The organism is Halomonas sp. MES3-P3E (genome assembly GCF_002836035.1).
Lineage (GTDB): Bacteria > Pseudomonadota > Gammaproteobacteria > Pseudomonadales > Halomonadaceae > Vreelandella > Vreelandella arctica.
In genome coordinates this window covers 91824-105513 of sequence record NZ_PJBT01000021.1, presented here as the reverse complement: position 1 = coordinate 105513, position 13690 = coordinate 91824, and the positions used below count along the sequence as shown (strand labels likewise).

The 13690-nt window shown below is 55.9% G+C and carries 13 protein-coding genes; 10 read left to right on the top strand and 3 right to left on the bottom strand.

What is annotated here, in order from left to right:
- The first annotated feature begins 100 nt into the window (after nt 1-100).
- Nucleotides 101-1057, top strand: coding sequence for a Nudix family hydrolase (locus CXF87_RS07670; RefSeq protein WP_101146212.1), 957 nt, complete (start codon nt 101-103; stop codon nt 1055-1057).
- Between the two features lie 92 nt (nt 1058-1149).
- On the opposite strand, the gene CXF87_RS07665 is transcribed toward CXF87_RS07670, so the two are convergent.
- Both CXF87_RS07665 and CXF87_RS07660 read right to left on the bottom strand, forming a co-directional pair.
- The gene (locus CXF87_RS07665) at nt 1150-2052 is read right to left on the bottom strand and encodes a carbon-nitrogen hydrolase (RefSeq protein WP_101146211.1); all 903 of its coding nucleotides are present in this window, start codon (nt 2050-2052) and stop codon (nt 1150-1152) included.
- 10 nt (nt 2053-2062) lie between these two features.
- Nucleotides 2063-3130 carry an agmatine deiminase family protein gene (locus tag CXF87_RS07660; protein WP_101146210.1) on the bottom strand — a complete coding sequence of 356 codons (1068 nt, stop codon included), beginning with the start codon at nt 3128-3130 and terminating at the stop codon, nt 2063-2065.
- A gap of 180 nt (nt 3131-3310) precedes the next feature.
- On the opposite strand from CXF87_RS07660, the gene CXF87_RS07655 reads away from it, so the two are divergent.
- The gene (locus CXF87_RS07655; RefSeq protein WP_101146209.1) at nt 3311-4552 is read left to right on the top strand and encodes a lipoprotein-releasing ABC transporter permease subunit; all 1242 of its coding nucleotides are present in this window, start codon (nt 3311-3313) and stop codon (nt 4550-4552) included.
- Between the two features lie 25 nt (nt 4553-4577).
- Entirely contained in the window at nt 4578-5306 is a 729-nt protein-coding gene (locus CXF87_RS07650) for an ABC transporter ATP-binding protein (protein ID WP_101146208.1), read from the top strand.
- 23 nt (nt 5307-5329) lie between these two features.
- On the opposite strand, the gene CXF87_RS07645 is transcribed toward CXF87_RS07650, so the two are convergent.
- A complete protein-coding gene (locus CXF87_RS07645) occupies nt 5330-5881 on the bottom strand; it encodes a DUF2062 domain-containing protein (protein WP_008956819.1) in 552 nt (183 codons plus the stop codon).
- A gap of 97 nt (nt 5882-5978) precedes the next feature.
- Here CXF87_RS07645 and CXF87_RS07640 point away from each other — a divergent pair, with 97 nt between their 5' ends.
- The 7 genes from CXF87_RS07640 to murB are packed head-to-tail and all read left to right on the top strand — an operon-like array spanning nt 5979 to nt 13612.
- The gene (locus CXF87_RS07640) at nt 5979-8246 is read left to right on the top strand and encodes a DNA internalization-related competence protein ComEC/Rec2 (RefSeq protein ID WP_101146207.1); all 2268 of its coding nucleotides are present in this window, start codon (nt 5979-5981) and stop codon (nt 8244-8246) included.
- 56 nt (nt 8247-8302) lie between these two features.
- Entirely contained in the window at nt 8303-10039 is a 1737-nt protein-coding gene (gene msbA / locus CXF87_RS07635) for a lipid A export permease/ATP-binding protein MsbA (protein WP_101146206.1), read from the top strand.
- On the top strand, nt 10036-11064 hold the full coding sequence (lpxK, locus tag CXF87_RS07630; protein ID WP_101146205.1) for a tetraacyldisaccharide 4'-kinase: 1029 nt from the start codon (nt 10036-10038) through the stop codon (nt 11062-11064). Before msbA ends, lpxK begins: the two co-directional genes overlap by 4 nt.
- Nucleotides 11065-11077: 13 nt before the next feature.
- Nucleotides 11078-11323, top strand: a complete 246-nt coding sequence (locus CXF87_RS07625; protein ID WP_101146204.1) for a Trm112 family protein — start codon at nt 11078-11080, stop codon at nt 11321-11323.
- Complete coding sequence (gene kdsB / locus CXF87_RS07620) at nt 11323-12099, top strand: 3-deoxy-manno-octulosonate cytidylyltransferase (protein ID WP_101146203.1); 777 nt, start codon at nt 11323-11325, stop codon at nt 12097-12099. Before CXF87_RS07625 ends, kdsB begins: the two co-directional genes overlap by 1 nt.
- Nucleotides 12100-12117: 18 nt before the next feature.
- The gene (locus CXF87_RS07615; protein ID WP_101146202.1) at nt 12118-12582 is read left to right on the top strand and encodes a low molecular weight protein-tyrosine-phosphatase; all 465 of its coding nucleotides are present in this window, start codon (nt 12118-12120) and stop codon (nt 12580-12582) included.
- Nucleotide 12583: 1 nt separating this feature from the next.
- Nucleotides 12584-13612 (top strand): UDP-N-acetylmuramate dehydrogenase, encoded by a 1029-nt coding sequence (gene murB, locus CXF87_RS07610; RefSeq protein WP_232774781.1) that lies wholly within the window; start codon nt 12584-12586, stop codon nt 13610-13612.
- The last annotated feature ends 78 nt before the right edge of the window (nt 13613-13690 follow it).

The following is a 13690-nucleotide window of genomic DNA, read 5'->3' as shown; positions in this document are numbered from 1 at the left end:
CGTTGGTTGGTAGGGGTAATGGACACACGCAGCGAGATAGCGCCGATGGCAGAAGCGTTGGTGCGCGCAGTGGATCAAGACGTAACGAGTATATGAGTATATGAACATAAAGGTAAAACGACGGGTTCATGTCGCGGCAGCTGCGATTATCAGCGCCGATCAACAGCAAGTACTGATCGCTCGTCGGCCGTCAAACGTTGATCATGGCGGACTGTGGGAGTTTCCGGGTGGCAAACTAGCACCTTATGAGACCGGTCTTGAAGGATTAAAACGTGAACTGCATGAAGAGCTAGGCGTCGAGATTGTTTGTGCTCAGCCATTGATTCGCGTTCACCATGAGTATCCTGACAAGCATATTCTGCTTGATGTGTGGCAGGTGCATGAGTTTGCCGGAGAGCCTTTTGGCCGTGAAGGTCAGGCCGTGCGCTGGGTGCCTATGAGCGAACTCTCCAACTATCCTTTCCCGGCAGCAAATTTACCGATACTGCAGGCAGTAAGGTTGCCTACCGAGTATTTGATCACCGGTGAAGAGACTGATGAAGCGCGTTTTGATGCGTTTCTGGAGCGCGCGCTGCGTGAAGACAAGATTCGCTTGGTGCAGCTGCGTGCCAAGCAGCTGGACGAAGCGGCTTATCTCGCCCGTGCTCGGCGAGCTCTGACGCTATGCCGTGAGCACGGCGCACGGCTGCTGCTTAATGGTGAACCCACCCTGCTGGATCATATTGACGCTGATGGCATTCATTTGACCAGCGAGCGTTTGATGCAGCTTGAGCGTCGTCCGATTGCTGAAAATAAATGGCTTTCCGCATCGACGCACAACCAGAAGCAGCTTACCCAAGCAGCCGTATTAGGCTGTGACTTTGTCAGCCTGTCGCCGCTGCGCACCACGCCTTCACACCCTGAAGTCGCTCCGCTCGGTTGGCATGACTTTCAACAGTTGGTCGAACGTGCCGGTATGCCGGTGTTTGCATTAGGCGGTATGACGCGCTTTGATGCCAATCACGCCCGTGCCGTAGGCGCTCAAGGGATCGCCTCCATTCGTGATTTCTGGAAGTAATACGCTGCGTTAATCGGTCGTGGGTCATCAAAAACGCCTGCCTGAGTATTTATCCCAGGCAGGCGTTTTGTTTTCTTGGGGGGGATGGGGGGTTAGTCGCGGTAACGACGAGTTAAGTCCCCATAGGCATCTACTCGACGATCCCTCAGGTAGGGCCAAATGCGGCGGGTGTTTTCACTGCGCGCCATATCAAGCTCAACGACTAACTGCTCGGTCTCTTCCCCCGCATGGGCCAATAGCTCACCTTGCGGCCCACAGACAAAACTACCACCCCAGAACTGAATGCCATCGCCGACTTCGGAGTGATCCGCCTCAAAACCAACCCGGTTAGCCACCAGCACAGGTAAGCCGTTGGCGACACCGTGGGCGCGCTGAATCACCGTCCAGGCATCTTTCTGACGTGCCTTTTCAGCGGCATCGTCATTGGGATCCCAACCAATCGCAGTGGGGTAGAGCAGTAAGTCCGCACCGGCCAGGGCCATCAGCCGGGCGGCTTCTGGATACCACTGATCCCAGCAGACCAGCACGCCGAGACGACCTACGGATGTCTCAATGGGCGTAAAGCCTTCTCCGCGGGAGCTGTCATGATCGCCTGGCGTAAAATAAAACTTCTCATAAAACCCAGGATCATCGGGGATATGCATTTTACGGTACTGCCCAACGCGCCCTTTGGCGCGGTCATAGACCACAGCGGTATTGTGGTAAAGCCCCGGTGCGCGACGTTCAAACAGTGAACCGACCAGGACAATGTCCAGCTCCTTAGCGAGTGCTGCAAGACGCTGCCCGGTCGGGCCATCCAACGGCTCTGCTAGATCAAACAGCGAAGGGTCTTCGAACTGGCAAAAGTAGTGAGTGGCATGCAGTTCTTGCAGTAGTACCAACTGAGCGCCTTGTTCAACGGCACTGCGGATACCTGCTTCACTGGCGGCTAGGCTTTGCGCTTTATCAGGCCACGCGGGTTGCTGCACAACAGCGACGGTTAGCGTTGTCGACATGGTGACTCCTTTAGCAAATAGCGGTCGCGGAAAGCGTACCCTGGGTAAGCGTGCCTTGTGGAAGCTGCATCGTTAAGCAGTGCAGGCTGCCATGTTGGCGAATAACGCTAACGCACTCAATCGGAATTAGGGTGTGTTCTGGAAATGCACTTGCCAGTGCGCGTAGCGCGGTGACATCCGCCGGGTCGCCGTATGTAGGGACTAGTACGGCTTGATTGATGATCAAAAAGTTCGCATAGGTGGCGGGTAGGCGGTGGCCGTCATCAGGGTCGAAGCAGGCCTGGGGCCAAGGCAGCGCGATCAAACGGTAGGGTTCACCATTGCGTTGTCGAAACGCCTGTAACTCCTGCTCCATCGCCGCCAGTGCCGGATAATGAGGATCATTGGGATCATCGCAGCGTACATAGGCGATGGTGGTTGGGTCGCAAAAACGGGCAAGCGTATCGATATGGCTGTCGGTATCGTCGCCTTCTAAATGCCCATTGGCCAGCCATAATACGCGGTCAACGCCAAAATCTTGGGCGAGCTGTACTTCTATATTCTCTCGCGATAGCGTGGGGTTACGGTTGGGATTAAGCAGGCATGCTTCTGTAGTGAGTAGTGTGCCTTCTCCGTCGGTTTCGATACCCCCACCTTCCAGCACTAAATTCCGTGTCGCTACCGGGCAAGCCCAAACGCCCGCCTCGGCAAGCCACTGGGTAAGCCGATTATCACGCTCAGCGGGGAACTTACCGCCCCAGCCGGTAAAAGTGTAATCGAGCATCATCATCTGGCCCTGCTCATCGATAACACTTATCGGGCCATGGTCTCTCGCCCAGGTATCATCAGTGGGTGCGACAATAAGCTGCAGCCGGGAAGCAGGCACGCCGTAAGCGTCAAATGTAGTGGCTAAGCGTTGTTGTGTTGACTCATCGGGCACGCAAATCAGCACGCGCTGAAAGCGTGTCGTGGCGATCACAATACGTTCCAGGGTGGCTTCGATGCGAGCAAGCATGGGCGCCCAATCGCCATCAGGCCGCGGCCAGGTCAACTGTATCCCGTCTTGGGGATACCATTCGGGTAGCAAACGATAAGTCATAAAAGCGCAGGCCCACGGTCAGCAGTAAATCGGCGCAATGTAGGTGGTGGCGGGGCAAGTTGCAAGCGTAACGTTTTTAATCTGAACGCTCGCAGGGCTGATCGCTCTAATGGCCGTTTGGAACATGCAGTGAGACTAAAAAAACCGTACCATGAGCGCTTATTGATAAGGAATGACGCCATGCTTGATCGTTTGCCTTTTCTGGTGGGGCTGCGCTACGTGCGCGCTAAACGCCGGAACCATTTTATTTCGTTTATTTCGCTTACCTCAATGCTGGGGTTAATGTTAGGGGTCGCCGTACTTATTCTGGTGTTGTCGGTAATGAACGGCTTTGACCATGAGCTGAGGACGCGCATTTTAGGCATGGTTCCCCACGCTAAAATTGAGTCCCGTGTGGGAATGGTCGAATGGGAGTCTCTGGCCGAAGAGTTGATGCAGCGAGAGCGGGTCATTGGCGCGGCGCCTTTTGTCGAACAACAGGGCATGTTCTCGGTCGGTGGCCGCAATCAGGGGGCCATGGTTAATGGCATCAACCCTGACTGGGAAGACCGAGTCTCTATCATTGGCGAACACATGACGCAGGGGGAGCTAGCTGATCTCGTACCCGGCGAGTGGAATGTGGTGCTGGGGTCGATGTTGGCGCGCAGCCTGGGCGTTGGGGTTGGGGACCGGGTGACGCTTTTGGTGCCTGAGGCTTCGATTACCCCGGCGGGGGTGTTTCCTCGCTTAAAGCGCTTCACCGTGAGCGGTATTTTTAGCGTCGGCGCTGATTTAGACGCTAACTTGGCCTATGCCAATATAGAAGATATGCAGACGCTTGCCCGCTTGGGCGAGGCCATTGGCGGGCTTCGCCTTCAGCTCGACGACCTGTTTGCTGCTAGTAGCGAAACTCAGGCCATTCTCAACGAACTTGGCCCTGAGTACCTCGGCAGCGACTGGACGTTCTCTCATGGCAATTTGTTTCAAGCAATACAGATGGAAAAGCGCATGATTGCGCTGCTTTTAACCGTCATTATCGCCGTGGCAGCATTTAATATCGTCTCCACGCTGGTCATGGTAGTGACTGACAAGCGCGCCGATATCGCTATTCTGCGCACCATCGGGGCCACGCCGCGCTCTATCATGGGCATCTTTATTGTTCAGGGCATGGCCATTGGCTTGATTGGCATTGCGATTGGTGTGGCGGTGGGCGTGCTGCTGGCACTCACTATCGCTGATCTGATTGGCTGGGTCGAAGGGACATTGGGCATTCAGTTCTTGGATGCTGGGGTTTACTTCATTAGCGATTTACCTTCTCGCTTACAGTGGGATGATGTTAGCCGTATCGTATTGGCAGCCTTTGGGCTGACATTCCTGTCCACGCTCTATCCTGCTTGGCGTGCGGCGCGGGTTCAGCCAGCGGATGTATTGCGCTATGAATAATGGCTTCAGGAATAAGGATGACATGATGTCTACGAATACGGTGTCTACCCACGCACAACCAGACGCAGCCATTATGCTCGATTGCCAAGCGCTGACTAAGACTTACAGCGAAGGCCCACAGGATCTAACGGTGCTCGATAAGCTCAGCCTGCAAGTGCGCGCTGGAGAGCGGGTGGCTATCGTCGGCAGTTCGGGCTCCGGTAAGACCACATTGCTGAATCTGCTGGGAGGGCTCGACCGCCCCAGCGAAGGCAGTGTGGTGATCGCTGGTGAGCCGCTATCGGGTTTGAATGAAGCGGCGCTGGGCAGCTTTCGGAACCGCTACATTGGGTTTGTGTATCAGTTTCACCACCTGCTGGCGGAGTTCACCGCCGTAGAAAATGCGGCGTTGCCGCTGATTATTCGCGGCCAGTCGAAAAAGGCGGCCGAGCAGCGGGCGATGCAGATATTGGAGCGAGTGGGCATGCAGCCGCGTGCCGACCATAAGCCAGGTGAGCTTTCTGGTGGTGAGCGTCAACGCGTGGCGATTGCCCGGGCACTGGTTACCGACCCCAGCTTGGTGCTGATGGATGAACCCACGGGCAACCTTGATCAGACCACTGCAGCGACTATTTTGGCGCTGATGGATGAGCTGGCCAAAGAGAGCGCCTGTGCCTTTGTGATTGTGACCCACGATGTGAGCCTTGCCGCTCATCAGGATCGTGTGCTTAAGCTGGATGCAGGTAGGTTGGTCGAGCAAACGCCAGCGCGTTAACGATGGAGATAGGCTCTTAAAGCTTAATCATCAAATTCTGCTTCAATCTGCGCACGCCGCTGCCGACGTTTTTGGCGGCGGCGTTTCCAATTATGGGAGACGTGCCAGCGCCAGATTAAGCGGATACCGATATTGACGACGATCGCTAATATCAACGCTGTCACCAGCGAGCCAACGATCAGAGGCGGCATAATGTCGTGCATCTGTTCGGCAATCCAGCGCGTTGAAATACGCGAGGGGGCTTCTCGTACAGGCGCACCGAGTATGAAAGTGCCAATCCGATAATTGCCGTAAAAAATGAGCGGCATTGTTAAAGGGTTAGTGATCCATACCAAACCGATTGAAAGGGCTAAGTTGCAGCGCGTTAAGCGAGCACCCAGCGCAGCGACCACCATCTGAAAAGGGATGGGGAGCATGGCGCAAAACACACCCACGCTAAACGCATTGGCAACGCTTCGGCGAGTTAGTAGCCACAAACCCGGGTCTGCAATCAGCGGTGCCATAAAGCGTAGCGAGCGCTGTTTTCTGATGGTGTCGGGTTTGGGCATGTAGCGCTGCAGGAACCTGCGCGGCATGACGGATACTCTTACCTATCGATGCTGCCCATTATCCATATAGCGCTGCCCTTCGGCTATGCTAGGCCATCAATGAACATTCGCCAGGGAGAGTTCTATGCGGTTAGGGGTCGCCATGCCCGCTGCACTTGCAGCTCTCGCTGGAGGGATTTTGGCATGGTACAGCCATGCTGTAGGGATGACCTCAAATGCGTTTGGGTGGGTGCTGGTCGCCGCGTTGTTGATAGTGGCGTGGCAACCCCGCCGAGGTATATGGCTACTGATGGGTCTATGGGTATTTGCAGGCGTTCAGCATGAATGGGCGAGCCGTTTGCCGACAGGCCTGAGTGGTGAGGATATAGTCGTTGAAGCCACTGTGCTGAACGCTCAGCCGTCGGGAGACGCAACGCGTCTGATGCTGCGTGTTGATAGCTGCCAAGGCCCGGCACAACGACCACGTTGCTCGGTGATAAACAAGGTGCGGGTAACGGCTTATAGCGATGAAGCTTTTTATCCCGGTGAACAGTGGCGAATGACGCTACGTTTGCGGCCTCCCAGTGGTTTTGCCAACCCCGGTACGTTTGATTATGAGCAGTGGCTATGGCGTGAGGGAATTCACGCCACTGGGTATCTGCGCCAAGATCCACCGCCGGTTCGGCTAGCTTCCGCCGGGCCATCGCTGCGTCAGTTGGGGGTGGGTTTTTTAGCCCGGCAGGCGCTGGATGAGCGCACTAAACGCTGGTTGGCGGCGCTGACACTGGGTGATAGCGAACAGCTTACCCAAGATGACTGGTCATTGTTGAATGCGACCGGTACAACCCATCTGGTCGTTATTTCAGGCTTACATGTTGGGCTGGTGACATCATTTGTATTGATGCTTGCCAAGCTCGGAGCGCGCTTAACGACGCCTACCAACTGGCGCATGCGCGCTTGGCCTTGGTGGGTGGCGGCGGTAGCCTGCATCAGTTACGCCACGCTTGCCGGGATGGCACCGCCCGCTATGCGTGCCATGGTGATGACGTTGATTGGCCTGTGGGTGCTTAGTGGTCGACATGCACCAAGCCCATGGCAAGGATGGTGGCTGGCCATTGCGCTGGTGCTTCTCGTTGATCCGTTGGCTCTGTGGCGGCCCGGTATGTGGCTTTCCTTTTTGGCGGTGGCATGGTTAATCACTATTTGGCAGGGGCGGCGGCGGCCCCAGGGTATTAAAGGCTGGTGTTGGGCGCTGGTCAGATCGCAGTTGCTGCTTGCACCGCTAATGGCCGCCGCTGTGCTGGTAGCATTTGGGCGCATAGCGCCCGCCGCTCCACTGATTAACCTGGTGGCCGTGCCGTGGGTGAGTTCCATCATGGTGCCTACGGCGTTACTGGGTTGGTTATTATCGCCGGTGCCTTTTCTAGGTCATGCTTTGTGGTGGCTGTTTGAGGCCGCACTTAATATTTTCCATTTACTGTTGAGCCTCTCTGTTCAGCATTGGCCGCTATGGGAGCCTGATCGGCCATTAACCTATCCGCTGGCCTTTGCGCTGTTGCTACTGTCACTCTGTTGGGGATTGCCTGCGGTGCTGCCGGGGATGCGGCTAGCCGCTACAGCATTGGTGGTGGCGCTGCCTTGGTGGTCGCTATCGTCGATGACTCCCCAGCAGGGGCTTCGAGTGAGTGTGCATGATGTGGGGCAAGGGCAGCTGATAGAGCTGCGCAGTGAACATTATCGACTGCTTTATGACACTGGACCGCGCTTTCGCGGCGGTTTTATGCCGCTGGAAACGCTGTGGTCGCCGGGTCAGCGCTTTGATCAGGTGATCGTTAGTCACGCCGATAACGACCATGCGGGTGGCGTTAATGCGCTATTAGCGGAGCATCAGGTTACTCAGTGGACTGCCCCTGCGGGTGAAACGCTGCCAATAGCGAGTCGGGCGTGCCAACAAGGTCAAACTTGGCAGCGTGATGGTGTTAATTATCGCTTTTTATGGCCGCCAGCAGGCGCTAATGCGTTATCACCCAATGATCGATCCTGCGTATTGGAAGTCAGTGTAGGCGAGCATCGGCTGCTCATCACGGGGGATGTAAGTACCGAGATAGAGCGACGCTTTTTGCTAGAAGTGGATTCGCCTGTTTCTATGCTTGTCGCGGGGCATCACGGCAGTGGAACGAGTTCGGGTATTCAGTTCGTACGTCATACCGCCCCTGAACATGTTGTTTTTAGCGCAGGACGTGATAACCCTTTTCAGCATCCGGTAGATGCCGTCGTGCGCCGTTTTCGTGATCAGGAAAGCTGTTTGTGGAGTACGGCTCAAGACGGCGCACTGCGTTTCTGGCTGGAAGCTGCTCGTCCTTTAGAGGTTAGAACGACGCGACCAGGGTCAAGTCGACGCAATCGGTGTTGAACCACGTCGCCATCAGGTAGAATTCACCGCATTGCACACTATTGCCGGGAGCGCGTGTGGCTGATTCAAGTTGGGGTATTTACAAGCGGTTATTGGGCTATGTTAAGCCACATTGGCGCGCGTTTTCGTTGGCGCTGGTGGGGTTTGTGGTATACGCCGCGTCGAGTACCGCACTGGCGGAAATGATGAAGCGGCTGATTGATGGCATTCAAAACCCGGATGCGGCCTTCCGGTTCTTCTTGCCACTGTTTGTCATTATTATGTTCTCCGCCCGCGGGGTAGGTACTTTTTTAAGTACTTACTTTATGGCTTATGTGGGTCGCTACGTGATTCATACTCTGCGCTGCGATGTATTTGCTCATCTTCTTCATCTGCCTGGCCGGTTTTTTGACCACCACTCCAGCGGTCAACTGGTATCGCGGGTGACCTACCACGTCGAGCAAGTGGCAGGGGCGGCCACCAAGGCGGTGACGATTATTTTGCGTGAAGGCTTGTTCGTCGTCGGCCTGGTGCTTTATCTGCTCTGGACCAACTGGATGCTCACGCTACTGTTTTTAGGCGTGACGCCGATTATTGCTGTCGTAGTGAGTTACGTCAGTAAGCGCTTTAGGCGTATCTCCAAGCGCATTCAGCACTCTATGGGCGATGTGACCCATATTGCGTCGGAAGCGTTGTCTGGCTATCGCGTAGTGCGCACCCATGGCGCAGAAGATTATGAAAAGCACCGCTTTGAGCGAGTGAGTGAAGAGAATCGTCGCCAAAGTATGAAAGAGGCCATGACCCGGGCGGTTAGCTCGCCGGTAATTCTGATGCTGGTGGCGATCTCAATGGCGCTGCTGGTATGGCTGGCGATGGCGCCCTCCCTGATGGAGAACATGACCCCCGGTGAGTTCGTCGCCTTTATTACGGCCGCCGCCCTGATGATCAAACCGGTGCGCCAATTGACTGAGATTAACGGTGAGATTCAGAAGGGGTTGGCGGCAGCTTCAGAGCTTTTTGGTCTACTGGATATGACGCCGGAGCAGGATAACGGTAAGCGTATTGCCAGCCGTTTAAGCGGTGAGGTCGTTATCGATAAGGTTAGCTTCCGCTACGCCGACGACCAACCCGAAGTACTGCATGAAATTAATCTACGGCTGGCGCCAGGTGAGCTGGTGGCGATAGTCGGTCGCTCGGGAAGTGGCAAATCTACGCTGGTGAGCCTATTGCCGCGCTTCTACCGGCCTAGCCAAGGCATTATCACCATTGATGGCGTCAATGTTGATGAGTACGCGCTTGGGCCGCTGCGCCAGCAGATTGCCTTGGTCTCCCAGCAGGTGACGCTATTTAATGCCTCAATTGCCGATAACATTGCCTATGGGGTGGCTAATCCTGACCCACAGGCTATTCAAGCGGCGGCTGAAGCGGCCTATGCCCACGAGTTTATCGATAAACTACCCGATGGTTATGCGACCACCGTAGGCGAAAACGGCGTGATGCTCTCGGGTGGGCAACGTCAGCGGCTAGCGATTGCCCGAGCTATCTTCAAAGATGCACCGCTGCTGGTACTGGATGAGGCCACCTCGGCGCTGGATACGGAATCCGAGCGCTATATTCAGAAAGCGCTGGAACGCGTTTGTGAGGGGCGCACTACATTGGTGATTGCCCACCGCCTGTCCACCATCGAACGGGCCGACCGGATCGTGGTGATGGATCAGGGGCGTATTATTGAAGAGGGCACCCATCAGGCCTTGTTGGATGCCGATGGCGCCTATGCAGCGCTGCATCAGTTGCAGTTTCAAGAAGCATTATGACCTTGCCTAAAAAAGGGCAACAGAGCCGGACACTGGCAGAGCGTTGGCTGCAAGGAGCCTATCAGGGCAGCCGTTGGCTTTGGCCGCTGAAGCCCTTAGGGGCGCTTTATCAATGGGGAATGGCCCGCCGTGAACAGGCCTACCAGCGTGGTAAGAAGGCTACGTGGAAGGCCCCCGTGCCGGTAATTGTGGTCGGCAATATTACCTTAGGCGGGACCGGGAAATCGCCGTTAGTGGCGTGGTTGGGCAATTGGCTGGTGGCGCAGGGCTGGTCGCCAGGTATTGTTACCCGCGGCTATGGCGGAACATCCTCGCACTATCCCTTGTTTGTCACCGCCGCCACTAATGTTACCGAAAGCGGCGATGAACCCTTGATGCTCGCGCAGCAGACAGGGCTACCGGTAGTGGCAGACCCCAAACGGTCACGCGGCGTGCAGGCGCTAGTGGCGGCGGGTTGCGATATTATTTTGAGCGACGATGGCTTGCAGCACTTGGCACTGGCGCGGGATATTGAGCTAGTCGTGGTTGATGGTGCCCGCGGTTTAGGTAATGGTCGCTGCTTACCCGCCGGGCCGCTGCGCGAATCGCCCAGCCGGTTGCAACGCGTTGATGCCGTGATTGTCAATGGTGATTCACAGCAGGCGTTGCCGGTTGGCTCTGTTACCACTATGCAGTTAGCACCGCGATATTGGCGCCGCTTAGATGACGGTGCTCGGTTTTCGCTAGCGCCGCTGCCGTTTACGCTGCCAGTGCACGCAGTGGCGGGGATTGGCAATCCCGGGCGTTTTTTTCGCACGCTTTCCAATTTGGGGGTCAGTGGTGACTGGCACCCGTTGGCCGATCATCAGCATTACAGCGCTGACGCGCTAAAATTTGCAGATATCCGTCCGATTATCATGACAGCCAAAGATGCCGTTAAATGTTATGCCCTGGCACCGCCGAATAGTTGGGTACTAGATGTGGAAGCAGCGCTTCCACCCGAATTTGAACACTGGCTGGCAGCGCGGCTGTCGGCACTTTCCTAAAGGAGTCACGCGCATGGATAAGGAACTGCTGGCAATGCTGGTCTGCCCGTTGTGTAACGGCAAGCTGAAATATGACCGCGATGCCCAAGAGTTGCGTTGCCACTACGATGGCCTGGCCTATCCCATTCAAGAGGGGATTCCCGTCATGCTGCCGGAAGAAGCCCGTGCCATGGATGCCGATGAGAAGCTGCCTACTTCCCCTGGTCGCGCGCCAGGGAGCGCTTCGGGACGCGCTTCAGGACAATCCGGAGGCGTTTAATGGCTTCTTCTGACGTCGCCGTACCTGAATTTACGGTTGTAGTACCCGCACGCTATGGCTCCACCCGCTTGCCCGGCAAGCCGCTGTTAGAAATTGCCGGTGAGCCGATGGTCGCCCACGTATGGCGTCGCGCATGCCAAAGCCATGCCAGCCGGGTTGTGGTGGCCACGGACGATAGCCGCATTCGGGATGCCATGCTGCCCTATGGTGCTGAGGTGATCATGACGCGCGACGATCATCCTTCGGGCACTGACCGCTTAGCCGAAGTGGCTGATATCTTAGCGCTAGCGGATGACGCTCTGTTGGTTAATGTGCAGGGCGATGAGCCTTTGATTCCGCCTGCCTTGATTGATCAAGTGGCCCTTCGCTTGGCCGATGACCCCGAGGCATCGATTGCCACGCTGGCGGAGCCGATCAACGATGTCGACACGCTGTTTAATCCCAACGTGGTCAAGGTGGTGCGCACCCTGCAGGGTCGAGCGCTGTATTTCTCGCGTGCACCCATTCCCTGGGATCGGGAGCATTTCAAACAGGCGCCCACGCTACTGGCGACCGATGCTTGGCTGCGCCATATCGGCCTCTATGCATACCGCGCGGGTTTTCTAGCGTCTTACCGTGACTGGCCCGCCTCTAGCCTGGAGCAACTTGAACAGCTTGAGCAACTGCGTGCGCTACAAAACGGCCACGCGATACAGGTAGCCTTAGCCTGTGAGGTAAATCCCGCGGGTATTGATACTGCCGGGGATTTAGCCCGTGTGCGTGCGCTGTTTGTCTAGCGCCTAAGGAGATTTGTTGTGAAAGTGTTATTTGTGTGTCTAGGCAATATTTGCCGTTCGCCCACCGCAGAAGGTGTTTTTCGCCGAGCCCTTGAGCAAGCAGGGCTAGTCGACGACGTTGAAATAGACTCCTGCGGGGTCGGCAGTTGGCATGTTGGCAAAGCGCCGGACTCGCGCGCCCAGCAAGCGGCCTTATGCCGTGGTATCGATTTAAGTGGCCTGCGTGCCCGCCAGTTAAATGTACAGGATTTTGCTGAATTTGATTACGTGCTGGGTATGGATCAGAACAATTTGCGAGCCATACTTGAACTGAAACCCGCCAATAGCCAGGCTCATGTCGGCCTGTTTTTAGATTTTGCCGGGACGCCTGGTACAGAGGTGCCTGATCCTTATTATGGCGGGGATGAGGGCTTTGAAAACGTTCTAAATATGATTGAAGCCGCATCAAACGGGCTCATTCAACACCTCAAACGTGAGCGCTGAGGTGGCGGCTTTTAATCTGCAGACCAATATTGATTTAACCCTTGCCAATACGCTGCGGCTACCTTGTCACGCCGAGCACTATGCAGCGCCGGGCACGCTGTCAGCACTGCGCACTGCACTCGCTTATGCGCACGCTCAGGGCTGGCCCGTGACGTTGCTGGGCGGTGGCAGCAATGTACTGCTGCCTGAGCAGTTGCCGGGCCTGGTGCTACGCCCAGCCTTAAAGCAATGGTGGTTGAGACATCCAAAAGGCGCTCAACAAGGGGATGTGTTTGCCCAAGTGGGCGCTGGGGTTAATTGGCACGCCTTAGTCATGGCGACTGCCGCACGGGGGTTGTGGGGAATCGAAAACTTGGCGCTAATTCCTGGTAGTTGCGGGGCGGCACCGGTGCAAAATATTGGCGCCTACGGCGTTGAGCTTGCTGACACGCTGCAAGCGGTGCAGGTCATGGAGCTCGCCACTGGACACTGTTATTGGTTAAGTACTCAAGAGTGCGCGTTTGCTTACCGGGACAGTATCTTTAAAGGCGAGTTAGCCGATAGTGTTGTGATTACCCAGCTAATATTGCGTTTATCACGCATGCCAGCGCCGCAACTGAATTACGGCGACCTTGCCGCGCGGTTATCTGCCACACCCTCGCCGCTTGAGGTTGCTGAAGCCGTTTGTGCTATTCGCCGCGAGAAGCTACCCGACCCTGAGGTGCTTGCCAACGCGGGAAGCTTCTTCAAAAATCCTCTAGTAAGTGATGAGCAGGCAGCACAGCTTTCGCGTCAGTATCCTGCGATGCCCCATTTTCCCCAGGCGGGAGGGCAAACAAAGTTAGCGGCAGGTTGGTTGATCGACCAGTGCGGTTTAAAAGGAATGCGCGACGGCGCCTTTGGCGTACACCAGCATCAAGCGCTGGTGCTGGTGCATTTTGGTGGCGGTGATCGCCTCGGCTTGATGAAAATCGCCAACTATATCGCCGCTCAAGTAAAAACACGCTTTGGCGTGCTGTTAGAACCCGAGCCACGTTTTATTAATCCTTAACACCCTTTTCCAGCGAATCCTTCTGCCGTTTTTAAAAGGCGTCTCCTAAACAGCAAAATCCCCGCTTAAGCGGGGATT

Bases quoted from the DNA above. Each gene is read 5' to 3' on its own strand.
- CXF87_RS07645 (WP_008956819.1), bottom strand. From the start codon at position 5,881: ATGCCGCGCAGGTTCCTGCAGCGCTACATGCCCAAACCCGACACCATC.
- CXF87_RS07665 (WP_101146211.1), bottom strand. From the start codon at position 2,052: ATGTCGACAACGCTAACCGTCGCTGTTGTGCAGCAACCCGCGTGGCCT.
- CXF87_RS07640 (WP_101146207.1), top strand. From the start codon at position 5,979: ATGCGGTTAGGGGTCGCCATGCCCGCTGCACTTGCAGCTCTCGCTGGA.
- kdsB (WP_101146203.1), top strand. From the start codon at position 11,323: ATGGCTTCTTCTGACGTCGCCGTACCTGAATTTACGGTTGTAGTACCC.
- CXF87_RS07655 (WP_101146209.1), top strand. From the start codon at position 3,311: ATGCTTGATCGTTTGCCTTTTCTGGTGGGGCTGCGCTACGTGCGCGCT.
- CXF87_RS07670 (WP_101146212.1), top strand. From the start codon at position 101: ATGAACATAAAGGTAAAACGACGGGTTCATGTCGCGGCAGCTGCGATT.
- lpxK (WP_101146205.1), top strand. From the start codon at position 10,036: ATGACCTTGCCTAAAAAAGGGCAACAGAGCCGGACACTGGCAGAGCGT.
- CXF87_RS07660 (WP_101146210.1), bottom strand. From the start codon at position 3,130: ATGACTTATCGTTTGCTACCCGAATGGTATCCCCAAGACGGGATACAG.
- CXF87_RS07650 (WP_101146208.1), top strand. From the start codon at position 4,578: ATGTCTACGAATACGGTGTCTACCCACGCACAACCAGACGCAGCCATT.
- CXF87_RS07625 (WP_101146204.1), top strand. From the start codon at position 11,078: ATGGATAAGGAACTGCTGGCAATGCTGGTCTGCCCGTTGTGTAACGGC.